Genomic DNA, 24,710 nt, shown 5'->3' with positions numbered 1-24,710 from the left:
GTTATGAGGCGATTGGGAGAACTAAGGATGGCTCGACGCGGGTTGATGGTGCTGGTGTTCGCCTTGTTTTGCTCACTCGCCCACGCGGGGGAGGTGGCAACGACGCCGTCCGTTATTCACCTGGCCAGCGAAGAATGGGAAGACTACACCGCCGCCGATGGCCACGGGCTGGGCTGGGACGTGCTGCGGCAGGTCTTTGAACCGGCGGGGGTCAAACTGGACATCCGCACCGAACCCTACCTGCGTTCCATGGGCCTGGCCCAACGCGGCGAAGTGGACGCCTGTGTCGGTTACTATCGCGACGAGTCGGACGAACTGCTCTATCCGCAGTGGAATTTTGATACCGATCACATCTATGCCCTGGGGCTGGCCAGCAGTCCTGTGCCGACCCCGGAAACCCTGGGCAATTTTCGACTGGCCTGGGTCCGCGGCTACGATTATCAGGACTACCTGCCCAACGTACGTCGTTACGATGAGGTGATCCGGCGCACAGGCATCGTCTCGATGCTGACCCACAACCGTACCGACTTCTACATTGATGCGCTGACGGAGGTTGATTACGTCCTCAATCGGGCGAAGGATCCGTCCCAGTTGCGCCGCACCCATATCGCCGAACTACCGCTTTATCTGTGTTTCGCCAAGACGCCACAGGCTCGTACGTTAATGGCACTGTTCGACCAGCGTATGGAAGAGTTGGTAAAAAGCGGTGAACTGAAACCGATCTTCGAGCGCTGGAAGCAGCCTTATCCATTCAACTCGAATTGACCCTTACCTCACGATTGGCGATAACCCCCTGTGGGAGCGGGCTTGCTCGCGAAAGCAGTCTGTCATACAGCATTGATGTCGACTGACACGACGCCTTCGCGAGCAAGCCCACTCCCACAGGTAGTAATAAGCCCGGTTATCAAACTTTTTGATTGTTATGGCCGATAATTCAGCCTAAGCGTCTGTCGGAACCTGCTGTTACAATGCCGGCCTGCGAATCTTCAGACTTTTAGATCAGGAGCACACCGGTGCCTGTCGTTTTTGTCGCCGCTTCCAAGCTGCCAACGCCTTTTGCGCAATTCACCATGCATGGCTTTCTCGATGAGGCTACCGGGCGCGAGCACGTTGTGCTGAGCCTGGGTGAGATCGCCGACGGTGCCCCGGTACTCGGTCGGTTGCACTCCGAATGCCTGACTGGCGATGCCTTGTTCAGCCAGCGTTGCGACTGCGGCTCGCAACTTGAAGCAGCGTTGCAAGCCATCGCCCGTGAAGGCCGTGGCGTGTTGCTATACCTGCGGCAGGAAGGCCGAGGCATTGGCTTGCTGAACAAAATCCGCGCCTACGAATTGCAGGATGGCGGTGCCGATACCGTTGAAGCCAACGAGCGCCTGGGCTTCGCGGCCGACCAGCGTGATTACGCCATGTGCCTGCCGATGCTGGAGCACCTGGGGGTGAAATCCCTGCGTCTGATGACCAATAACCCGCGCAAGGTCAAAGCCTTGACCGACATGGGCATCCTGGTCGCCGAGCGCGTGCCGCTGCACACCGGCCATAACCCGCACAACAAACTCTACCTGGCGACCAAGGCCAGCAAACTCGACCACATGATGGGTAACGAGCATCAAGGCGAGGTAGACCGGGCGTGACCCGCGGTCAGGTGCGGCGGCGACTGTCCGTCAACTGGTGGCAATACTTTGCGCTGGCCTTGTTGCCGCTGTTGGTGATCAACGGCGTGTTCGGCCAGGGTGAGGCCATCTTGCCGGTGCTGACGATGCCGTTGTTCATCGCCGGTGTCGCTTCGATGTTTGTCAGTCTGAAGTTCTTTGGCGGCTACAAACACGCGTTGATCGCCACCCAGAAAGCCCTCGATACCCCGGATGAACCTGCCGCGTGGATCAGCCTGGCCGCCACGCGGCGCACGGCGTTCCTCGCCGCCAGCCTGCCGGCGTGGATCGCGGCATTGGCGGTATTTGTCGGTCTTGAAGCGGTGCCGCTGATGTTGTTGGCGCTGTCGACCACGGTGCTGTTCTACCTCTACCGTATTCCGCGTCAGCTGGGTTGATGCGTCCTGTCTGGCTGGCATTTCTGTTGCTGGCCGTCAGCGGTTCGTCGATGGCGGCCGAACGGGTAGTCAGTCTGGCGCCGTCGCTCTCGGAAATCGTTGTCGAATTGGGTTCCGCCGACCTGCTGGTGGGTGTGCTGGATGCCGGTGAGCGTCCCGCTGAACTCAAGAACCTGCCTTCCGTTGGCCGCTACGGCCAGTTGGACATGGAGCGGCTGCTCAGCCTTAAGCCCGATTTGCTGCTGCTCTGGCCCGGTAGTGTCGGCCCGGCGCAGCGCGAACAACTCAAGCGCTTGAACATTCCGACCTACGTCGCCGAACCGCACAGCCTTGAACAACTCACTGCACAGATCGAGGCAATTGCCACTCAGCTCGGGCGACCTGAGCGTGGAACTGCATTGGCCGCCGATCTGCGTCAGCGGCTCAAGGAACTGCGTCAGCGCTATCGGCGGGGTCAACCATTGCGGGTGTTCTACCAGGTCTGGGATCGGCCGCTGTACACCGTGGGCGGCGGGCAGATCATCAGCGATGCGCTTGATGTCTGCGGTGTCCGGAACGTATTTGCCGACCTTAATCTGCCGGCGCCGCAAGTCAGCATTGAGGCGGTGTTGCAGCGCAATCCCGAGGTGATTCTGGCCAGTGATCAGGCTCAGCTGGATGCGTGGAAGGCGTGGCCACAGGTAGCGGCGGTGGTAAATGGGCAATTGTTGCTGGTGACCGATAAAGGCCTGGAGCGGCCCAGTGGTCAAATGGTCGAAGCGACGGCCAAGCTGTGCCATTTGATCGCGCCCGACCGCTGAGACCGAGGTGCCTGCAATCGCGGGCAAGCCCGCTCCCACAGGGTTATCGGTGATCCTTGTGGGAGCGAGCCTGCTCGCGAAGAGGTCAATCCAATCACCGCAAATTTCGGTTTAGATCTCCGGCGTCCACGTCACCCCAAACATCCACGTCCGTCCTTCCTCTCGATACCCATACTGGCTGCCTTCATGGCTGTACAACACCCGGCTGTAACCCTTGTCCAGCAGGTTATCCACCTTCAGCTCCAGCTTGATCTCGCGATTGAGTTCCCAACTGCTGCGTACCCCCAGCAGGGCATAGCCGCCCAATGGCTGCTGATTGTTCAAGTCGTCATAGCTGCTGCTGACCGCCTGCCAACTGGCGCCGAGGCCCAATCGGTCGAACTGCCGATCCAGGTCCAGGCTCAAGGTGCGTCGCGCACGACGGGCCAGGGTATGTCCGCTATCGCGGTCCCGCGGGTCGATGATTGCCACGCCAAGGTTGCTCTGCCAGCCGAACAGTTCCTGCTTCAATGCCGCTTCAAAGCCGTTGATCCGCGCCGACGCAACGTTTTCCGGTCGTGAGTTGCTGCCGAAAATGATCGCGTCATTCAGGTCCGTTCGGTACAGCGAGGCTTCCAGGTGACTGTTCTCGGTCAATTGACTGCGCCATTGCAGTTCATAGCTTTTCGAGGTTTCGGGCTTGAGGTCCGGGTTGCTGAAGTCCGGGTAATACAGGTCGTTGAAGGTCGGCGCGCGGAAACCTTCGCTGTAGGTCAGCAGCACATCGTTGGCCGGGTTCAACGGCAGGGTAAAGGTACCGCTCCAGCTGTTCTGGCCGCCGAATTGCTGGTTCTGGTCGCGGCGCAGACCCAGTTCGGTGGAGAAGCTGTCGGTGCGGTAGCGATGCTGAATGAACGCTGCACGGTTCCAGCGGCTGTCTTCGTCGAAGGCTGTGCTGCTGTTGATCCGGTCTTCGTACCAGTCGCCGCCGAGGATCAGACTGTTGCGCTCATTGAGTGTCAAGTCGTTCTGCCAGCTCACCGAGTCACGGTAAGTGTTGAACACACTGCGTTCATCGCTGAGCTTGTCGAGGGTCTTCTCGCGGTTTTCGCTGTGGCCGAATTCGATACGGGTTTTCCAGAGATCGTTGACCCTCGCGTCGACGTAGCTGCTGACGCCGCTCACGTCGAATTCGCTGTAGGGCTGTTGCTGGACCGACTCGAAAGTCTCCAGGTCGAAGCGTCCGAACGGGTTGTCGAATTCGCTTTTGCCGCGGTTATCCAGCACATTGGCGCCGATTTCGATGTCGTCGCTGAGGGCATGGCTCAGGCTCAGGCTGAACGATTGGTTGCGGTACGCGTCGTGATCGCCATCGCTGGGGTATGACTCATGGGTGCGGTTGATCCCGGCGGTTTCATCGAGGCTGGCGCCGAGGTTGAAGCGGGTTTTTTCGTCACCACCGGATAGGCCAACGCTACGTTCCCAGGTTTGATTGCTGCCAACGCCCACATGCATTTGTGGGCGCAAACCGGGTTCGCTGCCACGACGGGTGAAGATCTGGATCACCCCTCCGATCGCGTCGCTGCCATAAATCACCGAGCGGGAGCCGCGCAGAACTTCCACGCGCTCGACCTGTTCGATGTTGATGTGTTGCAGGTTGCTGTCGCCGGACGTCGAGTTGCCGATCCGTTGGCCGTCCACCAGCACCAGGCTTTGCGCCGATTGCGTGCCGCGAATGTAAACCCCCGGCAGGCTGCCGCGTCCGCCGGTTTGTGCGATTTGCACACCTGGTACGCGGCGCAGTAGATCCGTCACGCTGTTCGGCTGCAGGCGATCGATGTCTTCGCGGGTAAATACGGTATTGGCGGCGCTGCTGTCGTTGCGTGCTTCGACCTGGCGGTTGGCGCTGATCAGCACGTCGGGCAGTTTCAAGGCTTGATCGCGCTCGAAGTTATCGGCCAGCAGCGGGCCGGCCGGTAGCAGGGTCAGCGTCAGGGCGAGGGGGGAGAGTTTCATGGCAGTCCGTTGGTGCTTCTGGTGTACACAATATTGATAACGCCACAAACCACTGTGGAAGCGGGCTTGCCCGCGATGACGGTGTGTCAGTCAATGAAAAAGTTGACTGTCATTCCGCTATCGCGGGCAAGCCCGCTCCCACAGGGTTTGGCGTTTAGAGGTTGAGCAGTTGCAGGCGCTCGCGAATCGAAGCTTCGATCCCGGCTTCATCCAGCCCACACTCAGCCAGCATTTGCGCAGGCTTGGCGTGTTCGACGTAAATATCCGGCAAGCCCAGGTGCAGCACCGACTTGAGGATGTTTTCCCGGGCGAGGAATTCGCTGACCGCACCGCCAGCACCACCCATGATCGCGTTCTCTTCGACGGTCACCAGCAGCTCGTGGCTGGCGGCGATTTCACGCACCAGTGCTTCGTCGAGGGGTTTGACGAAGCGCATGTCGATCACGGTGGCGTCCAGCTTCTCGGCAACTTTCAGCGCCTCGGCCAGTTGCACGCCGAACACCAGCAGGGCGACCTTGCTGCCCTGGCGGCGAACCACGCCTTTGCCGATTTCGATCGGTTCGAGGTCTTTCTCGATGGCCGCGTTCGGGCCATTGCCGCGCGGATAGCGCACCGCCGCCGGGCCTTCGTACAAGTGGCCAGTGGTGAGCATTTTGCGCAGCTCGTTTTCGTCGCTCGGGGTCATCACCAGCATGCCGGGGATGCAGCGCAGGAACGACAGGTCGAAACTACCGGCATGGGTCGGGCCGTCTTCGCCCACCAGACCGGCGCGGTCGATGGCGAACAGCACGTCGAGGTTTTGCACCGCCACATCGTGGACAAGCTGGTCGTAACCGCGCTGCAGGAACGTCGAGTAGATCGCCACCACCGGTTTCGCGCCTTCGCAGGCCATGCCGGCGGCGAGGGTCACGGCGTGTTGCTCGGCAATCGCCACGTCGAAGTAGCGCAGCGGGAAGCGTTCGCTGAAGGCCACCAGGTCGGAGCCTTCCTTCATTGCCGGCGTGATCCCGACCAGACGTGGGTCGGCCGCTGCCATGTCGCACAGCCATTCACCGAATACACCGGAGTACTTTGGTCCGCTGGCTTTTTTCGGCGCGGCGGCCGGTGCATCCAGCGGTTCAAGTTTGGTGATCGCGTGGTAGCCGATCGGGTCGACTTCGGCCGGAGCGAAGCCTTTGCCTTTTTTGGTGACGATGTGCAGGAACTGCGGGCCTTTGAGATCGCGCATGTTGCGCAGGGTGGCGATCAGGGTCGGCAGGTCGTGGCCATCGATCGGGCCGATGTAATTCCAGCCCAGTTCTTCGAACAGCGTGCCGGGAACCAGCATGCCTTTTGCGTATTCTTCGGTGCGACGGGCAATTTCCCAGGCACCGGGCAGGCGCGACAGTACTTTTTTGCTGCCTTCGCGCATGCTCGCATAGGTGCGGCTGGAAAGGATCTTCGCCAGATAGTTCGACAAGCCGCCGACGTTGCGCGAGATCGACATGTCATTGTCGTTGAGGATCACCAGCATGTTGGCGTTCACTTCCGGCGCATGGTTCAGCGCTTCGAACGCCATGCCGGCGGTCAGGGCACCGTCGCCGATCACGGCAATCGCCTTGCGATCACTGTTCTGCAGCCGGGCGGCAATCGCCATGCCCAGCGCGGCACTGATCGAGGTACTGGAGTGGCCGACGCCAAAGGTGTCGTATTCGCTCTCGGAGCGGCGCGGGAACGCGGCAATGCCGTCCTTCTGGCGCAGGGTGCCCATGCGCTCGCGGCGACCGGTGAGGATCTTGTGCGGATAAGCCTGATGACCCACGTCCCACACCAACCGGTCGTCCGGGGTGTCGAAAACGTAATGCAACGCGATGGTCAGCTCGATCACGCCCAGGCCGGCACCGAAATGCCCGCCGGTCTGACCGACCGTGTAGAGCAATTCCAGGCGCAACTCATCGGCCAGGGTTTCCAGCTCGGCTTCGCCTAACCGGCGCAGGCCGTCCGGCGTGTCGGCACGGTCGAGCAGGGGCGTGGTCGGGCGCTTGCGGGGAATCTCATGAAACGTCGTGGGCATCAGGCGAATCGTTATAGGTATAAAAGATGCGGCAGTTTACCTGATGCATCGGTCCCTGCCCACGCGTTGGTCTTTTTTGGCGGATACGCCGTCAGTTGCGGCGTTCGACGATATAACGGGCCAGGTCGCGCAAGGGCTCGGCTGCCGCGTCAAACGGTCGCAGGGCATGCAGGGCCTGATCGCGCAGTTCCAGGGCGTAGGCCTTGGCGGCGTCGAGACCGAGCAGGGACGGGTAGGTCGGTTTGTCGCGGGCAATGTCGGCGCCCTGGCGTTTGCCCAGGGTTTCGGTATCGCTTTCGACATCGAGGATGTCGTCCTGGACCTGGAACGCCAGGCCGATGGCCTGTGCATAAGTCTGCAGGGATTTGAGTTCGTCCTTCTCGGCACGGCCACTGGCCAGGGCACCGAGTTTGACGCTGACCTCGATCAGCGCGCCGGTCTTGTGCCGGTGCATGTATTCGAGGGCTTTCTGATCGAGTTTCAGGCCGACCGAGCCGAGGTCGATGGCTTGACCGCCGACCATGCCCGCCGGGCCTGCGGCCTGCGCCAGGGCGCTGACCATTTGCAGACGAATCTCGGCGTCGGCGTCGCTCAGGCGCGGGTCAAGCAGGGCGCTGAAGGCCAGGCTCTGCAAACCGTCGCCGGCGAGGATCGCGCAGGCTTCATCGAATTTCTTGTGAGTGGTTGGCTGGCCGCGACGCAAATCGTCATCGTCCATCGCCGGCAAATCGTCATGCACCAGCGAGTAAGCGTGGATCAACTCCACCGCACAGGCCGCGCCGTTGGCTTGCTCGGCCTTGCCGCCCAGTGCTTCGCACGCGGCGTAGGCCAACAGTGGACGCACGCGCTTGCCACCGTTCATCACGCTGTAGCGCATGGCTTCGTACAAACGCGCCAGCTCCGGGCCCGGCGCGGTGAACAGGGTTTCCAGGGCCGCGTTGACACGGGCCTGGCTGGTCGCCGAATACGCTGCAATCATTCTGGTTGATCCGCGTCGAAGGGTTCCTCGGCCAACTCGCCATCGCGCTCGAGCAGCACCTGAACCTTTTGCTCGGCCTGGGCCAGCGCCGCCTGGCAATCGCGGGTCAGCCCGATGCCTTGCTCGAAAGCGGTCAACGAGTCTTCCAGCGACAATTCACCGTTCTCCAGACGCTCCACCAGCGTTTGCAGGTCGGCGAGGGACTGTTCGAAATCCAGTGCAGCTTTTTTGCGGGCCATGGCGGCGATTTCCGGTTGACGTTAAACCGGCGCGACACTAGCAGATAGGGGGTTTATGGGCAAATGAGCGGGGGATTTGCGCCATCGTTTCCTGGGTTGAACCAGTCCTGTGGCGACTCAACTCTACAATTATTCGGCTCATTTTGTGAGCCGAATAGGAACGCTAATCGGCTCACCGTGATTCCTCCCGCAAATCCAGACGCATCCGATTGTTAAAAAATACCTGCCCGTCTAACCTTCGTGCCATATCAGACCCTCTATTCCCGGGTCTTTCAGACGAAACGCAGTATCTACCTCTGTAACGCGCCGAGGATCAGGCGCAAGGTTCCGTCATGCATGGCAGGAGGCGTCACATGCGTTCATTCCTTTTGCTGCTGATCGGGCTGGCCTGCGCGCCGGCCTTGGCCGCACCGAGTGCCGAGTTGTCGGAGCCGGTGGGCGGCTGGCGCTTCAATGGCTTGCTGGATCGTACGGAAAACCCGCAAGTCGCCTATCCCACGCCACCCATTGACCGGGGCGTGCAGCGTAACCGCACGATGATCGAAGGCCAGCTCAAGGCCATCGGCACGCAACGCGGTCCCCATACTCTGGCGGTCAACGGCAACCCACTGAATCTTTACACCGACGATCAGGGGCGTTTCGCCCGGCCCTATGCGTTCGGTGCCGGTTCCAACAGCGTCGAAGTGCGTAGCGTCGAAGGCCAGTCGCTCAAGCGCGTTCAATTCTATGAAGCCAACAACCTGCGCACGCCTGCGCGGATTCGCGTGGTGCTGGGTTGGGACGATCCGAAAGCCGAACTCGACCTGCACATCGTTACCCCCGACGGTCAACATGCGTTCTGGGCTCGTCCGGCGATGAGCAACGGCGGTGGCCTCGACCCGGATGGCGTCGATGGCCCCGGCCCGGAAATGTTCACCATGACCGCGCCGCTGCATGGCACCTATCTGGTTTACGTGAACTATTGGGGCAACTTCGGCAGCGGCGGCTATAACTTCGATGAGGCCGGCAACCAGAACGAGGTGATCACCTCGCAGATCAATCTGGTGCTCAACGAAAACACCATCGACGAGAAACGCGAGACCTTCATCGTGCCTCTGCGCGCGATCGGTGACCTGCTGCTGGTCAAGACTTTCAACTATTAAGCATCCCGCACCACGGATGAATTGGGCTTTGTAAACATGAGCGACAGCAATGATTTACCGTCAGCTGCCCCGGCCGCCGAAACACCGAGCGTCAAACCGTCACGCCGTTGGCCGGCCATTGTGGTCGGTGCGTGTCTGGTCGCGGGCGTGGCCGCCGGCATGGGCTGGTTGATGCAAAAAAGCAAAGCCCCGGCCCCGCAACTGGCGGCTGAAAAACTCGGCATGAGCCGTCCCGATGGCTTGCTGGAAACCCGCTCCCTGAGCCAACTGCCCAAAGACTTGCTGGCAGTGCCGTTCCTCAAGGCAACCCTGACCGAAGATTTCGTCTTCTATTACGAAACCCACGCCGACCGCCTCGGGCTGATCGGCAGTCTGCGGCGGATCATTTACGAACACGACTTGAAGTTGCAGGACTCGTTGATCGAGCAGCTCTTCGATCAGCCGGCCGATGTGGCGCTGTGGCGTGGGGCGGACGGGCGGCTCAGGGATTTCCTGCTGGTGATGGATCGCGGCGGCCTGGCCAAGGTGCTCGAGCCCCTGGCGAAAGTGGCGCTGGATGATTCGCAACTGAGCAAGATCGCTGACGTGAAAGTCGGCGCCGATGACGTAGTGCTTTATCAGCTCACCTACAACGCCAGCAAGGCGCTGCTGTTTGCATCCCATGGCGACAAACTGGTGGTGATGTCGAATCCGACCAAGCTCTACGATCCACAAAGCGGGATCACGCAAGAGTCGGGCAGTGTGTCTACCCAAGCCATTGCCGCGCTGCTCAACGGCGACAAACTGTTCCCTGAAGCCTTCGGTCTGCAACCCCGGGCACCGGAGGTCAAGCAGCGGCTATCGGTCAATGCCAGTGTGTTGGCCATGGGGTACCAGCGTTTTATTCCGAACTTCGCCGGCCTGCGGTTCGACATGGACGACAAAGGCTGGCACAGCTTCCTCGCCATGGACGAACTGGACAACCAGCCGGATTTCGATTTCAAACCGATCTGGCAAGCCATGCCCATGGGCGCCAGCGCCTGCGTGGCTTTGCCGCTCGCGGTCGAACACCAGAAGCCGTTGCTGGTGAAACTTGGCGCCGAAGAGAACACAGCCCAAGCGTTGATCGAACACATGGCTGGTGCCGCGGGCCTGTGCTGGTACGCCGATTCGCGGCTGTACACGCCGTTGCTGGTGGCCAGCCTCAAGGATGAAGACAGCGCCAGACTCGATGGTGATTTGGGCAAACTGTTCGGTTCGATGGTGGGCGCTTATGAAGGCAAGGTCGAAGAACATGCGTTCCCGGTCGTCGAGAAACAGGAAGGCACAACCCATCAATGGCAGCGCCAGGTCAGCTCCAATTTCGGCCCGTATGCCGCCAAGGACGCCGAGCAGCCAGACGCAATCAGCGGCAAGGCGTTCATGCGCGTGAGCCTGGCGCGGCATGGTTCGACGCTGCTGTTTTCCCTCGACGACAAACTGGTGGACAAGGCGCTCGGCACCCTCGACAAACGCTTCCCGCCCATGGCAGATGTGGTGCCGAAAGACCTGCTGATACCGGTCTATTTCGGCCCGGATTCCATGGCGCAACTGATGCAACAGGAAACCCTCGATAGCCTGCCCCAGGACATGGAACCGGTGTTCTATAACGCCGCGCAAACCTACCTGATCCCGAAACTGCGCACGCTCGGCGGTTACGGCAAGTACGCCCTGACCCTGCCCGAAGGCAGCGAACCCGACGGCCACTGGCAATGGCTGCCGCTGGAGTGGAAAGCGCTGTGACTGGACTGATCCGAAGCTTCGGCCTGTTGGCGCTGTTGCTGACGGGGCAAGTATTGGCCACCGAAACCCCGGCGCTGGATGTGCAGCAATCCCAGGTGTTCCGCGCCTGGTTCGTGCGCATCGCTCAGGAGCAACTGACTCAAGGCCCGAGCCCGCGCTGGTATCAGCAAGACTGCGCCGGGCTGGTGCGCTTTGCCGCCAACGAAGCGCTGAAAGTCCACGACGACAAATGGCTGCGCAGCAACGGTCTGTCCAATCGCTACCTGCCGCCGGAGTTGCAACTGAGCGATGCCCAGCGTGGCCTCGCGCAGCAATGGCAACAGGGCGGCGGCAAGGTCGGGCCGTACGTTAACGCGATCAAGCTGATCCAGTTCAACAGTCATCTGGTCGGTCGTGACGTGGCCCAGGCCCGCCCCGGTGACCTGATGTTTTTCGATCAGGGCGACGACCAGCACCTGATGATCTGGATGGGCCGCTACATCGCCTATCACACCGGCACCACCACCCCCACCGACAACGGCATGCGCTCGGCAAGCCTGCAACAACTCATGACATGGAAGGACACCCGATGGATACCCGATGCCGCCAACCCCAACTTCATCGGCGTCTATCGACTGAATTTTCTCTCCCAATGATCGGTGCGCGCATGCTGCGTTTTCTGCCTCTGCTGTTGGTTATGGCGCTGCCTTTTTCGGCGGTGCAGGCCGAAGACACCGTCGAGCCGAGCGGTTATACGCCGGTGGCCGGTGAAAGTTTTTTCCTGCTGGCCGACAGCAGTTTTGCCAGTGATGAACAGGCGATGGTGCGCCTCGAAGCGCCCGGTCGCGACTATCGCCGGTTCCGCATGGAGCCTTACGGCGGTGCGGACATTCGGGTGTATCGGATCGACAAGCCGCTGGACTTCCTCAAGCGCCAGAAGAACCTGCACCGCGTGGTCAGCGATGGCCAGTTCAAGGGCGAAGGCCTGTCAAACACCCTGGCGTACTTGTGGGACAACTGGTACCGCAAATCCCGTCGGTTGATGCAGCGGGCGTTTTCCTACGAGTCGCGTAAACAAGTCACCGAGGAAGTGCCGGAGCTGAAAATGGGCGCCGCCATGGCCGCGCCAACGCCCTACGACGCGCAGCCGCAATTCGCGTTGATTCCGGGTCTGCCGGTGGTCAGTCAATTTCGTTATCCCTTGTGGCAAGCCAAGCCGATCCAGCCTCCGGCCGGTGTGACTCTGGCCGGGTCCTCCAGTGAGTTCGTCAGCGTCGCGCCCGGCAATGTCTATATCCCGCTGGGCAACCTGAAGCCGGGTCTGTATCTGGTGGAAGCGCTGATCGGCAAGTACCGCGCGACCACCATGGTCTTCGTCTCCAACACCGTGGCGGTGAGCAAGATTGCCGGCGATGAATTGCTGGTATGGGCCGCGCGCAAACACGAAGGCAGTTCGGTGCCCAAGGTCAATGTGCTGTGGACCGATGGCCTGGGCGTGATGAGCAGCGGCACCACCGATACCGACGGATTGTTGCGCCTGAAACACGTCAGCCCGGAACGTTCATTTGTGATCGGCGAGGACGAGGAGGGCGGTGTTTTTGTCTCGGAAAACTTCTACTACGACAGCGAGATCTACGACACCAAGCTCTATGCATTCACTGACCGACCGCTGTATCGGCCGGGGGATTGGGTGTCGCTGAAAATCGTTGGACGCGAGTTCAAGAATGCCCGGGACTCGGTGTTGCCGACGGCGGCCGACGTCAACGTGACGGTGCTTGATGCGACCGGCACGGCGCTGCAGTCCCTGGATTTGAAGCTCGATTCCAAGGCCGGCACCCAAGGCCGTTTCCAGTTGCCCGACAATGCCGTGGCCGGTGGTTATGAGCTGCGGTTCAACTACAAGGATCAGGCCTACAGCAGCGCCTTCCGCGTGGCCGAATACATCAAGCCGCATTTCGAGATTTCGCTGAATCTGGCCAAGCAGGATTACCGCACCGGTGAACCGGTCAAGGGCAGCCTGGTGCTGCTGTACCCGGACGGCAAACCGGTGGCCAACGCCAAATTGAGTCTGAGCCTGCGCGCCCAGCAATTGTCGATGGTCGACAACGAGCTTCAGTATCTCGGGCAGTTCCCGGTGGAACTGACCAGCACCGAGCTGACCACCGATGCCAAGGGCAACGCCACCCTCGACTTGCCCGCCGCCGAGAAACCGAGCCGCTACATGCTCACCGTGTTCGCCAGCGATGGCGCGGCGTATCGGGTCAAGACCACCAAGGAAATCCTCATCGATCGCGGTGCAGCGAATTTCCGCTTGAGTGCACCGCAGCGCTTCAGCGCGGTGGGCGACAAGGTGACGTTCAGTTATGCCAATGAAAGTGAGCAAGCCCAATCGGTTGCGCCGAGCAGTTACGGCTGGGTACGACTGGAGGATCAGAGCACCGGCGAAGGCAAACTGACGGCCACCGATAAAGGTTTCACCCTGGCCTTCGAGCGTCCGGGTACTTACAACCTGACCCTCAGGGATGACCACGGCCGAACCCTCGGCGCTACCGGGCATTCAGTCACCGGCGACGGAGTCAAAGCGGTACCCGGCACCGTGGAAATCGTCCTCGACAAGCCCGAGTACAAGGCGGGCGATGAAGCGTTGGCGCTGATCACCTTCCCTGAGCCGATCAGCGATGCACTGCTGTCGCTGGAACGCGACAAGGTCGAGGCTACCGCGTTGCTCTCCAAGGGTGGTGACTGGCTGAAGATGGAAAAACTCAGCGACACCCAGTACCGCGCCCGCATCCCGGTGATGGACAGCTTCACGCCGAACCTGACGTTCTCGGTGCTGTACACCAAGGGCGGTCAGTACAGCTTCCAGAATGCCGGGATCAAGGTGATCGTGCCGCAGATCGACGTGGCCATCGCCACCGACAAGGACACCTATCAGCCCGGCGACACTGTGTCGGTGGATCTGACCACGCAGTTTGCCGGCAAGCCGGTCCCGGCGCATTTGACCGTCAGCGTAGTCGACGAAATGGTCTACGCGCTGCAACCGGAAGTGGCGCCGAGCATCGACCAGTTTTTCTACCATCCACGGCGTAACAACGTGCGAACCAGCGCCAGCCTGTCGTTCATCAGCTACGACGTCGCGCTACCGGGTAGCCCAGGTGCACCGGGCAAGGCCAACCGCAGTGAGCGCGGGGTGAAAGTGCTGGAGCGGCCGCGTCGTGAAGACGTCGACACCGCTGCGTGGCAACCCGAGCTGGTGACCGATGCCAACGGCAAGACCCGGTTCACCTTCAAGATGCCCGACTCCCTGACCCGCTGGCGCATCACCGCCCGGGCCATCGCCGATGACGGTCAGGTCGGGCAGAGGAAGCGGTTCGTGCATTCGGAGAAACCGCTGTACATGAAGTGGAGCGGGCCGAATAAATTCCGTGCGGGCGACAAGCCGGATCTTGGCGTGTTCGCCTTCAGTCAGGCCGAAAACCCGGTCAAGGCTGAGCTGGTGACTCATTATGCGGGCAGCGAAAAACGCGTTCCGGTCACGCTCAATAGCGGCATTAACTACATTGCGCTGCCGGCGTTCGAATTGGCCAGTGGCGAGTGGACCGCCGAGCTTGTGCAGGACGGTAAAACCGCCGATGCCCTGGCCGTGCGCCTGACCGCGAGCAGCGAAGGTTGGCCGGTCACGCAAAGCCAAAGCCTGGACGTCGCCAGTGGTGACACACCGCTGACCTTGCCGGCGGACGCCACGGATATCCGCCTGCGTCTGGATGACAGTCCGCAAGCGCTGTTCCGTTCGGCCCTTGATGATCTGCTGAGCTATCCGTACGGCGGCGTCGAGCAGACCGCCAGTCGCTTGCTGCCGCTGAGTATCGCTTATCCAACCCTGTCGTCGAATCCGCAGATTCGTGATCGCCTGCGCCTGATCATGCAGAACAGCCGCTTGCGCCTGGTGCAAATGGCCGGGCCGTCGGCGAGCTTCACCTGGTGGGGCATGGACGGTGAACCCGATGCATTCCTCACCGCCTACGCCTATTACGCCGACTGGCACGCCAGCCAAGTGCTGGAACTGAATCTGCCGCCGGAACATTGGCAGCGGGTGCTGGAGGTCTACGCCAAGCAGGCGAAAAACACGCCGCTGTTACAGCGTGCGTTGATCCTGTCGTTCGCTAGACAGATGCAGTTACCGGTGAGTACCTTGCTCGCCGGCTTGATGGAGGATCTGGCGCAAGCCGGCGAGGGCAACGCCGCGAACATGATGGATGCGGGGGACGACAGCCTCGTCATGAGCGATCCGGATTCGGCGCTTGGTCTGGCGGCTGCCCGGGTAATGACGGCCTCGCTGGCCAAGCAATCGAAGGTCGCTCTGCCGGACGCTTTCAACCGACAACTGGGCGACGCACAACAGCGATTGGCCGTCAGCTCCCAGCCGTTTGCCGAAGCCTTGAACCTGTCGCTGCAACCCTTCGATCAGGTCCGCGCGACAGCGTTGCTGCAACGTTTGTTGCCGCAACAATCAACCCTGGAGCGGGCACTCGCCCTGACCTGGCTGCAACGTAGCATCGAACAGGCGTCACCCGCCGTGGCACTCACTCCGGGTGAAAGCTGGAAGCAGGCGCGAGGCGTGACCGGTGAGGTGTACTGGCAGTGGCAGGGTGTTCAGGTACCCACCCTGTTGTCGCTGACCGGTGCGCAAGAACGTCCGCTGCGTGCTGCCTTGAGTTTCCAGACCCGGCAACCGCAAGTTGATCCAATGGACGTGAGCATCACCCGACGCCTGTCGCGACTGGTGCCGGGGGACGAAGCCTTCACCTTCAAGCTCGAACCGGTCGGCACCGCGCCGTTGTCCAGCGACAGCCTGTACCTGGACGAAGTGATCCTTACCAGTAAGGCCGCGAAACCGTTGCGTTATGGCTTGCTCGAAGTGCCGTTGCCACCGGGTGCGGATGTCGAGCGCACGACGTGGGGCATCAAACTCATGGGCAAGGCCGGCACCGAACCGACGGCGCTGGAGAAAGCCCGCTTCGAACCGGGCCAGCTGGCCTATGCGGTGCCGGTGGATGCGTTGAGCGGGGAACTGCGTCTGCGGCATTTGGTGCGATTTTCGCAGAAGGGGCAGTTCTACCTGCCACCCGTGCGTTTCACCCAGGTGTATGCACCGCAGCATCGGGCCCAGGAACAGAAACCGGCGCTCGGTCAGGTCACGGTCCACTGACATGTTCCGGCTTCTGGTCTGTTTGGTGTGTTTGATTCCTGCGCTGACCCTGGCGCAGGACGAACCATTGCGTCTGGCGTTCAGGGGCGAATTGTTGTCGTTGAACAAGACTCAGCTGCTGGCGCGCGAGCCGTTGCCCGATACGTTGCAGACGCCATTGGGCAGTGTTTGGAAGCTGTTTGTGTACGGCTGGCTGGTGGACACCGATGCCCGTGAGCCGGCGTATGAATGTCGCGGGCAATCCAAAGAGGAAGTGTATTGCTGCACCGCGGGCGGCAAGATCGAGCGCGATCAGGCGTTGGTGAAATCCTGCGGCTTGTATTTCGAGCCGGGGCGATTGGGCATTTCTGGCCCGGACTGGCGAGCGTATTGGCAAGCGCGACAGGCACCAGAGTGGCTGCTGAACTTGCCGTTATTACAGCCTGCCACCCGGGTGTCGGTGGCCGAATTGCTGCGCGTGTTGGCGGTGATGCCGGCGCAGGAGCAGGCGCGACGAGTGCTGCTCGATGTGGTCTTGAATGCCGCTGACGGGAACGTCGTGGGCGAATTCGGCAGCCGTTTGCGGGTGAAAACCTGGAGCTGGTTGGGGGATCAGGATGCTGCCTCGCGCCAGGGTGGATTCGCTGGCTGGACAACGGATGGTGCGCCGATCTGGGCCGGTGGTCGCGGAACCAGTCAGCGTGTATTGCGTGATTACGCTGAGGCGTTGTCGGCAGTTGTGCCTGTTGGGTGGCCCTCCGATGCGGGGCGTTGCGTTGAAGTCGGCCTGTTCTCCCGTTATCCACTTGAACGGGTGCTGTCGGGCAACAGCGAAGTGCACTCGGGGCAGCTGTTAGGGGATTACCGCGTCGAATTCAGCAATGGCAATCAACTCGCTATCCACAGCGACGGCGAGCTGTTTCTACTCAAGAACAAGCTTGTTGCCCGCCTGGACCGCGAAGAGTACGTCGCCCGCGTGCTTCAGCGCGAAGCCACGCCCGAACCCGTCGAAGCCGCCAAAGCCCTGGCCGTGGCCATCCGCACCTACCTGCTGCAAAACGCCGCGCGCCATGGCGATTGCCTGAGCATCGAGGACAGCAGCCAGCGCCAGCGGGTCGCCCCGCGTCCGGCCTCCGTCGAGTCGCGCAAAATCGCCGCATGGACCAGCGATCTGGTATTGGCCGGGAGTACCGTTACCTACCACTCCGACCAACCCGGCCCGGACAAGTTGTCCTGGCAGCAAGCCGTCGAACAGGCCAACGCCGGCCAGCGTTACGACGCCATCCTTCTGCACGCCTACCCGCGCGCCAGCCTCAGCCGTTGGGACAATCCGGTCGCCTCCTGCGAAGCGTTGCCCGCCGCACAGGACTGGCTGCAGAAGCAGCGGCGCGGCTGGCGCCCGAGGCTGGAAAGCGAAACCGGCTACAACGAAGTCAGCACCTTCGCCGTCTGCCGCCTGACCTTCGGCCGACCCTACGTCGACCGCGAATGCCAGCGTATTTACGTGCGCGGTGTGCTCTCGCTGCAGGACCGCCTCGATCTGACCCACGAATACCTGCACCTGGCCTTCGAAGCACACCCCAATGGCCAGGATGAAACCTACATCGAAGGGCTCGCCCGCCACCTTTTGCTGGAATAGACCATGACACTCCGCTTTCCACAGGTCTTGCTGTTGCTCTGTTCATTGGCGGTTTTGCCGCTGGCAATGGCGCAAGGCGTCAAACTCGATACTCCAGCTGGTGGCTGGCGAACCGGCGCCCCTGAAGGTGAAGGCGAAAGCTTCCGCCAGACCGTCAACTACCCGGCCTCTTCGGTGAACACGCCGCCAGGGCAAGCCAACACCGCACGCATCAGTGGCCAGATCAACGCCACACCCAAGACCAACGAGCCCGGTCGGCTGATCGTCAACGGCGTCAGCATGCCATTGAAAATCGATCCCGCCGGCCGCTTCGATCGCCCGTTCTCGTTCCCCAACGGCAGCAACAGCGTCGAAGTCCGCAGCCCCGACGATCAACATCGCCAGCGCACGCAGTTCCTGAACGCCAGTGGTGGAGCGACGCCCGCCAAATTGCGCGTGTTGCTGGCCTGGGACAGCGACGGCACCGACCTCGACCTGCACCTCATCACCCCCGACGGCGCCCACATCTGGTACGGCGACCGCGTCGTACCCAACGGCGCGGCACTCGATGTCGACGTCACCACCGGCTACGGCCCGGAAATCTTCGCCATGCCGGCGCCGATCAAGGGGCAATATCTGGTGTATGTGAACTACTTCGGTGGGGGCTATCGCAGTGATGACGAAGGACAGGAGGATGCGGTGCAACCGCTGACGACGGCGCAGGTGACGGTGATTACGGAGGAGGGAACACCGAGCGAAAAGATGGAAACGTTTCTGGTGCCGATGCGGGCGGTGGGGGAGTTGACGTTGGTGAAGGGGTTTAGTTATCCGTGAGGCCTGATCGAGTTTCGCTTTGATGTGTGCTGGAGTAAATGTTGTGCGCAACATCAAAGCTGGCTCAAAAAGGATGTCCGGATGTATCAATCATAGAGCCATGGTTTCAGCTCTCTTAAATTGGCGACCACAATCTGCTGTGCTTCAGGATTCGGGTTCAGATTCTTGGGATCGATTTGAAAGCGTTGCAAAACATACTTCACCAGTGCTCTGCGACTTGGGACAATCAGTTGACCCTCTGCCATGCCGAAGTCGATTTCAATGATCGCCCTCTGTGCTTTATCCAGGCGCTCGTCGGGCTTGATGATGATTGCCACCTCGGTGTTCCAGACATCATCCCCGTCAATGCCATTGTCGGTCGACTCACTCCTGAAGTCGGGCACGCCACGTAGCCTGCTCAGAACGAAGTCGCGGTACTCGCGGTTCTTCTCACAATAGGCGCGTACGTGCCAGCGCATGCCGGTGTAGACCAATGTATGCGGTGCGATTGTGCGACCTTCTGGTTCCGGGCTGTTGAGTGATACGTAGTCGATGTCCAGTCGCAGATGGTCGCGACAAGCCTTGAGCAGCGGGCGTAGAACCTCAGCCTTGATTGAGCGATCCGGTACTTCAAGTACCTTGGTGTGGGCATAGGCCAGCGCCAAGCCTTCGACATGTGGCGCACGGGCGTTGTTTTGATACAGCAGATGCAGATAAGCACTGGCGCTGTCGTCAATGAACAGCGGTTTGAATGCCTTGCTCGGTACGTAGCCCTTTAATTGTTTGTCATATGTAAGGTTTTTGGGCGCATGTTCGGTGATGTAGGTATTGATGTCCTTCGACGCCTGCTGCCGGCTGATGCCGAAGCTCTGGATCAGGTGTCCCGTGGTCAGCCGGCCTTCCCACCAGGCAACGGTCTCAATCAAGCGATAGCGAAGTGCCAGATCCCAGCGAACCTGCTCAATGGATTGCTTGCGTTTCATGCCCTCTCCATGTGTTCGTTTTGTTTACCTGTATAAGTCTACATTCTAGACCTGTCGTAAATCACTACATATCGTGTGTCTGTCTTTAAGGCAAATCGAACTCGCGAAAGGAAGTGTATATGAGTACGTCGGAAATGATTTCGACAGGGGCGTTGTCGATCATGGGATTAATTTTGCTGATTCTTCTGGCGCAGTACCTGAGGTTGCGTGAACTCTGGAAAATGGCCCTTGTTTGTCGAAAGAGCGCGAACTGGGCACGGATCTGGGAGATGGAGAATCGGGAACTGCGCTCGGCGCTGCGCGCTGAGAAAGCGCACATCGAGCAGCTGCAAAGAAAGCTCGTGATTTTGCAGGAGTTAATCCCGGCTCAGGAATAGGGGTACGAGCAGACCTAAATGGATCGTATTGTGGGTATGACGGGAGTTCGATCAGCAGATCGAACAGGCCTATCCCGATAGTTGAGAGGCCGATGGCAGCAGATATGAATAATTACTCAGGAGAGCAGAAATGCCAATGAAACCGAGGCCCTTCACATATGTATGTGAAGAGTGCAAGTGGACGAAAACAGTAGCGCCGCGCAGTGACGCCTTAAGGCCGGGGGAGTGGTTTGACCAGTGTCCGAATTGTGGGAGCAAAGCGCTGAAAATGCGGGCTGCAGGTTGGTTTGAGAGCGCGATAGCAGAGTTTCTGGCGCGACGTCGGTTCTGATTGTGAAGTATGCCGCCGATGAACTTGACAGCCATAGTGGCAAAATGCAATTTAGCCACTTGGTATTCGGTGCAGTTGGGAACTAATAAGGAACGGTATGAGTAAGGCTCAGGATTTCTCCAAACTGTACGCTAGGGTGGCAAGTGATATCGCCACGGCACTGGATGATGTCTCCAGACTGGATGTGAGTAATGACAAGGGAAATGCGCATCTTGCCAACGTCAAGGATAAGCTCGGCGAAATAAAGTCCCGTTTTGACAGCGAGATTTCTTATCTTGAGAAGCATGCCGAATGGGATAACTTCACCATTGCCTTTTTCGGCGAAACCAATGCTGGGAAAAGTACGATCATCGAAAGCCTGCGTATTCTGTTTGAAGAAAAGAAGCGCCAGGCACTTATCAAAAAAAACCAGGCCACTGTTAGCGATATCCAAGCGGTGTTTTCGAAGAAAAGCGATGAGCTTATCGACGAGCTCAGCACCCGTTATGTCAGCTTCTGCGAGGACATTGCGGCATTGGGCGATGACATCGGGGCTCTGGTCAACCAGACCCAGCGCGATCTGCAAAGCACCCGGCAGAAGCTGGAAAACACTCAGCAGGAATACAGCTATTGCAAGGAACGCTTGAGCCATACCTTGAGTGAACTGGATTCCGCTCGCCAGTCGCTTCAGGGTACGGAATCTCGCCTGGTTGAAAGCCAAAAAAATCTCAGCCAGGTGCAGGGTGAATTGCAGCAGGTCGGATTGCAGCTGCAAAGTGTGCGCAGCGACTTTCAGCATAGTCAGCAGCAGCTGACGGAGCAGGGCGCTCAGCTGCAAGCTTGCCAATCGCAATTGATAGAGTGCCAGCGTGAGGGCGAGGCGATGCGCATCTCGCTGGATCAGCGGGCGAAGATGAAATGGGTGCTCGGGCTGATAGTGGGAACCACGATCGGTGTCATCGCGGGAGCTCTAGGCTATGCCCAGTTGCTGTGAGCCAAGGTTTTTCGCCCAGCACTAATCTCTCTTTAGTCGAACGGACTCACCTATGCGCGAACAACATTCCTTGAGTGAGTTGGTCAGCGACAGGCTGCCAACCCTGCTGAAACAACAGAAAGAACTGGAGCGCCTGCAGCGCTGCTCAGGACAAGTCGATGGTGAAATTGTCGGCACCGGCCAGGCGGACTTCACCCAGGACAATGTGATCTACGAATTCAGTCATCTGGGCAAGAGCTTTCAACTGATCGATGTTCCCGGTATCGAGGGTAACGAATCCAAGTATGAAACGATGGTCCAGGCTGCCATCGCCAAGGCCCACCTGGTGTTTTATGTAAACGGCACCAACAAGAAACCGGAGGCTGAGACCGCGCAGAAGATAAAGCATTACCTCAACCGTGATGCCAGGGTTTATGCCATCTGCAACCTGCGCGGCAAGGCGGACTCCTACGAGTTCGACAAGGACCGCGAATCGCTTGATCGAACCCATAAAGACGCGAGCGCCATTCGCGATCAGACCCGTGAAGTGCTGGAAGATATTCTCGGTGCCGAACTGGTTAGTGGTTGCCAAAGCCTGCAAGGGTTGCTGGGCTTTACCGGTGTGGCGTTCGACGAGCGAGGTCTGACCAGTATTCACCCCGGCCGGGTTGACCTGCTGAAGTCGCAACGTGCCTACAAACAGGACTTTGTCAGCCAGCAAGCCATGCGCAGCTTCAGCCAACTGGACCAGTTGCATCAGGTCATTGGTAGTGGCTGCGCCAACTTCGAAATCGACATCGTCGAAAGCAACAAGCGCAAAGTACTGCGCCTGCTACAAGACACCGTCAATGATCTGAAGAAGCAGCGGGACGAACATCAGGCGTTTTCCGACAAGATTGGCGCGGAGATTCTGGAGTGTCAGAAAGCCATTCGGCTCAGTTTTGAGGAACTGAAAAACAGTTTCACCAAACAGCGCAGCAACGCCCTTGGTATCTTTTTCAATGAACTGAGCAGTGCGGCACGGGCGGCTATCGAAGAGCACTTCAGTGATAAAGATGATGTTGAACGAGTGATCCAGGAGCACGTCAGTACTGGCCAAGAGAAGCTCGCCAAAAACCTGGCAGCGAGCCAGGAACAATTGCTTGAGCAACTGTCGCAAAGTATTGAACGGGCGCTCAAGCGACTGCAAGAAAACGCCGAGCGGGTCAATTTTCAACAGCGCTTGAGTGCAGCGGCCAGCAATTCTCTCTCGCTTTCCAGTGCTATGGATGCAATCAGCTTCAATTTTTCCGATGTCGGTGGCTTGTTGCTGAGTGTTGGTGGATATGCCATGAGTGGTTTCGCGATCGGGTCGGTCATTCCGGGGGTGGGTAACATTATCGGCGCGGTTATCGGCGGCGTAGTTGGACTACTTGCCGCGGGGTTGAGCTACCTCTTCGGCGGGCGCAACAAAAAGATCGCTGAGGCGCAAGCCAATGTCACCGAGGCTATCAAGAAAGAACGCGTTGCCAGCGAGAAGTCGTTCGAGCAGGACACTCTGGTCATGCTGGCGAAAATCAAAGAGCAGATTGAGAACTCGACCCTGAGCCAGTTGGAAGGCGAGCGCGACAAAATGGCCGACGTCACTAAGTTGTTCGATGAAAAGATTGCCTCTATCCAGGCGCTGAAAAAACAAGTGGAAGCCAAACCCTATGGAACAATTTAAGCAGTTCAACGCCAGCAAGACCGAGGTCGTCAAGGCACTGGACAACCTCCAGAACCTGGTGGGTGCGCTTGAAAAGCTTGGGCTGGACGTGACCCAGGACATCGACAAAATCAAAAAGGCTATTAGTGATGTTCAGGCTGATGCGTTGCGTATCGCCCTGCTCGGCGCGTTCTCCGATGGCAAAACTAGTGTGGTTGCCGGCTGGCTGGGCCAGGTGATGAAGGACATGAAGATCGACACCAACGAGTCCTCGGACGCATTGGCGATCTACCGGCCTGACAACCTTCAGGACCGCTGTGAAATCGTCGATACTCCCGGTCTTTTCGGTGACAAGGAAAAAACCGCCGAAAACGGCGCCCTGGTTCAGTACGGCGATATCACCAAGAACTACATTTCCGAAGCGCATCTGATCTTCTACGTTGTCGACGCTACCAACCCGCTCAAGGAAAGCCATCAGGACATCGTTCGCTGGGTGCTGCGCGATCTCAACAAGCTCAGCTCGACCATCTTTGTTATCAATAAGATGGATGAAGTGGCCGACCTGCGCGACGCCGAAGAGTTCGAGCAACAAAGCACGATCAAGAAGAACAACCTGCTGGACAAACTGCAGCGCTTTGTTGACCTGACACCGGCCGAACGCGAAGTGATCAATGTTGTTTGCGTAGCCTCCAACCCCAACAGCCGCGGGCTGGAATTCTGGCTTGAGCAAAAGGATTTGTATGACCAGCGTTCGCGCATCAGCGAGCTCAAACAGGTCACCCAACAGGTGCTCGATGGTAGTGGTCGCGAAACCCTGATCAAGAAGACCGGTATTGATGTCGTGCGCGACGTGCTGGGCAAGAAGATCGCCGTGGCCAAGGATGAATTGATCAAGTTCGAGCTTCTTGCGGCTAACCAGCGCCGCGACTCGGCGCGCATCCAGGAAGACATAGACGAAGGCAAGCGCAAGATTCTTGCTACCGTCGGTAATCTCTACCAGGAACTCACCAACCTGGAAAAAGACCTGCTCAACAGCATTCGCACCTTGCCCCGCGACCAGGTTCATGCCTTCCTTGAGGCGGAAATCGGGTTCACCAACAACGACATCGGCGAGAAGTTGCGTTTTCGTATCGACTATCTGTTCAGCACGGCGTTCAACCAGTCCTCAACCATCATGAATGGCATTAGCGCCAGCATCGAGCATCAACTGGACTCTTCGTCTGACTTTGCTGACAGCATCACTGCTTCTGCATTGTCGGCCTCAAGCAGGGCGTTGAGTGCGGTGTCGAAAATTCCCGTCGAAAGTATCAAGAACGGCGTATTCCTGGCCCGAGAGACCTTGAAAAACCTCACCGGCTACGTCTACAAGTTCAAGCCTTGGGAAGCCACCAAACTGGCGGCCAATATCAGCCGCTGGGCCGGGCCCATCGGCGCGGGTATCCAGGTGCTTACCGACGTCATCAGCGTTGCCCAGCAGCAGCGTGCGGAGACGGAACTCAAACAGCTGCAGAATGATCTCGCCGAAGTGGTCAAGAGCCATTTTGCCGAACCAATGAAGCTGCTGAAAGATCACGATAAAGTGATGGAGATTTTCGCGCCGCAGATCAAGGCGTTTGAGAAGATCCTGATCGAGCAAGAAGAAAGCTTGGGTAACCTGCGTAACCGTCAAACGCAACTGGCGGAGCTGGAGACACACTTGAGCCAGGCGTTTGGTGCGCAAGCGGTGATTGAAGGGGAATATCGGGTGGTCTGATCGCGTGCGCTTGGCC

At 59.3% G+C, this 24,710-nt stretch carries 19 protein-coding genes; 14 read left to right on the top strand and 5 right to left on the bottom strand.

What is annotated here, in order from left to right:
* The first annotated feature begins 27 nt into the window (after positions 1-27).
* The 4 genes from FFS64_RS04615 (at position 28) to FFS64_RS04600 (ending at position 2,847) form a co-directional block, all read left to right on the top strand.
* Positions 28-765 carry an ABC transporter substrate-binding protein gene (locus FFS64_RS04615; protein ID WP_137804416.1) on the top strand — a complete coding sequence of 246 codons (738 nt, stop codon included), beginning with the start codon at positions 28-30 and terminating at the stop codon, positions 763-765.
* A gap of 248 nt (positions 766-1,013) precedes the next feature.
* Entirely contained in the window at positions 1,014-1,631 is a 618-nt protein-coding gene (gene ribA / locus FFS64_RS04610) for a GTP cyclohydrolase II (RefSeq protein WP_137804415.1), read from the top strand.
* Complete coding sequence (locus FFS64_RS04605; protein WP_137804414.1) at positions 1,628-2,047, top strand: MFS transporter; 420 nt, start codon at positions 1,628-1,630, stop codon at positions 2,045-2,047. Before ribA ends, FFS64_RS04605 begins: the two co-directional genes overlap by 4 nt.
* Positions 2,047-2,847 (top strand): cobalamin-binding protein, encoded by an 801-nt coding sequence (locus FFS64_RS04600; protein WP_137804413.1) that lies wholly within the window; start codon positions 2,047-2,049, stop codon positions 2,845-2,847. The genes FFS64_RS04605 and FFS64_RS04600 overlap by 1 nt, the downstream gene beginning before the upstream one ends.
* A gap of 111 nt (positions 2,848-2,958) precedes the next feature.
* Here FFS64_RS04600 and FFS64_RS04595 read toward each other — a convergent pair whose 3' ends face one another.
* From FFS64_RS04595 to FFS64_RS04580, 4 genes are all read right to left on the bottom strand, one after another.
* Positions 2,959-4,842 carry a TonB-dependent receptor domain-containing protein gene (locus tag FFS64_RS04595; RefSeq protein ID WP_137804412.1) on the bottom strand — a complete coding sequence of 628 codons (1,884 nt, stop codon included), beginning with the start codon at positions 4,840-4,842 and terminating at the stop codon, positions 2,959-2,961.
* Positions 4,843-4,996: 154 nt separating this feature from the next.
* Positions 4,997-6,895 (bottom strand): 1-deoxy-D-xylulose-5-phosphate synthase, encoded by a 1,899-nt coding sequence (dxs, locus tag FFS64_RS04590; protein ID WP_137804411.1) that lies wholly within the window; start codon positions 6,893-6,895, stop codon positions 4,997-4,999.
* 91 nt (positions 6,896-6,986) lie between these two features.
* Positions 6,987-7,874, bottom strand: a complete 888-nt coding sequence (gene ispA / locus FFS64_RS04585) for a (2E,6E)-farnesyl diphosphate synthase (RefSeq protein ID WP_137804410.1) — start codon at positions 7,872-7,874, stop codon at positions 6,987-6,989.
* Complete coding sequence (locus FFS64_RS04580) at positions 7,871-8,113, bottom strand: exodeoxyribonuclease VII small subunit (RefSeq protein ID WP_007894317.1); 243 nt, start codon at positions 8,111-8,113, stop codon at positions 7,871-7,873. Before FFS64_RS04580 ends, ispA begins: the two co-directional genes overlap by 4 nt.
* Positions 8,114-8,466: 353 nt before the next feature.
* Between FFS64_RS04580 and FFS64_RS04575 the strand changes: the two genes are divergently transcribed.
* Genes FFS64_RS04575 through FFS64_RS04550 form a run of 6 tightly spaced genes read left to right on the top strand, consistent with a single transcriptional unit; the run spans position 8,467 to position 18,635 of the window.
* Positions 8,467-9,255, top strand: coding sequence for a YfaP family protein (locus FFS64_RS04575; protein ID WP_137804409.1), 789 nt, complete (start codon positions 8,467-8,469; stop codon positions 9,253-9,255).
* A 36-nt stretch (positions 9,256-9,291) separates the two neighbouring features.
* Entirely contained in the window at positions 9,292-11,016 is a 1,725-nt protein-coding gene (locus FFS64_RS04570) for a DUF2138 domain-containing protein (protein WP_137804408.1), read from the top strand.
* The gene (locus tag FFS64_RS04565) at positions 10,986-11,651 is read left to right on the top strand and encodes a DUF1175 domain-containing protein (protein WP_137804407.1); all 666 of its coding nucleotides are present in this window, start codon (positions 10,986-10,988) and stop codon (positions 11,649-11,651) included. Before FFS64_RS04570 ends, FFS64_RS04565 begins: the two co-directional genes overlap by 31 nt.
* Positions 11,648-16,204: an alpha-2-macroglobulin gene (locus tag FFS64_RS04560; RefSeq protein ID WP_137804406.1), complete on the top strand. Its 4,557-nt coding sequence runs from the start codon at positions 11,648-11,650 to the stop codon at positions 16,202-16,204. Before FFS64_RS04565 ends, FFS64_RS04560 begins: the two co-directional genes overlap by 4 nt.
* A 1-nt stretch (position 16,205) precedes the next feature.
* Positions 16,206-17,822: a DUF2300 domain-containing protein gene (locus FFS64_RS04555; protein ID WP_137804405.1), complete on the top strand. Its 1,617-nt coding sequence runs from the start codon at positions 16,206-16,208 to the stop codon at positions 17,820-17,822.
* Between the two features lie 3 nt (positions 17,823-17,825).
* Positions 17,826-18,635 (top strand): YfaP family protein, encoded by an 810-nt coding sequence (locus FFS64_RS04550; protein WP_137804404.1) that lies wholly within the window; start codon positions 17,826-17,828, stop codon positions 18,633-18,635.
* Between the two features lie 86 nt (positions 18,636-18,721).
* On the opposite strand, the gene FFS64_RS04545 is transcribed toward FFS64_RS04550, so the two are convergent.
* Complete coding sequence (locus tag FFS64_RS04545; RefSeq protein WP_137804403.1) at positions 18,722-19,597, bottom strand: WYL domain-containing protein; 876 nt, start codon at positions 19,595-19,597, stop codon at positions 18,722-18,724.
* Positions 19,598-19,716: 119 nt separating this feature from the next.
* On the opposite strand from FFS64_RS04545, the gene FFS64_RS04540 reads away from it, so the two are divergent.
* The 4 genes from FFS64_RS04540 to FFS64_RS04520 all read left to right on the top strand — a co-directional run bounded on the left by FFS64_RS04540 (position 19,717) and on the right by FFS64_RS04520 (position 24,694).
* On the top strand, positions 19,717-19,974 hold the full coding sequence (locus tag FFS64_RS04540; protein ID WP_137804402.1) for a hypothetical protein: 258 nt from the start codon (positions 19,717-19,719) through the stop codon (positions 19,972-19,974).
* A gap of 428 nt (positions 19,975-20,402) precedes the next feature.
* Positions 20,403-21,278, top strand: a complete 876-nt coding sequence (locus FFS64_RS04530; protein ID WP_137804400.1) for a hypothetical protein — start codon at positions 20,403-20,405, stop codon at positions 21,276-21,278.
* Positions 21,279-21,330: 52 nt separating this feature from the next.
* On the top strand, positions 21,331-22,962 hold the full coding sequence (locus tag FFS64_RS04525) for a GTPase (RefSeq protein WP_137804399.1): 1,632 nt from the start codon (positions 21,331-21,333) through the stop codon (positions 22,960-22,962).
* Positions 22,949-24,694 carry a LeoA/HP0731 family dynamin-like GTPase gene (locus tag FFS64_RS04520; RefSeq protein WP_137804398.1) on the top strand — a complete coding sequence of 582 codons (1,746 nt, stop codon included), beginning with the start codon at positions 22,949-22,951 and terminating at the stop codon, positions 24,692-24,694. Before FFS64_RS04525 ends, FFS64_RS04520 begins: the two co-directional genes overlap by 14 nt.
* Positions 24,695-24,710 lie beyond the last annotated feature (16 nt).

It is taken from the genome of Pseudomonas sp. G(2018) (assembly GCF_005502415.1).
Lineage (GTDB): Bacteria > Pseudomonadota > Gammaproteobacteria > Pseudomonadales > Pseudomonadaceae > Aquipseudomonas.
The sequence above is the reverse complement of the archived record's forward strand: the minus strand, read 5'-3'. Positions and strand labels throughout refer to the sequence as shown.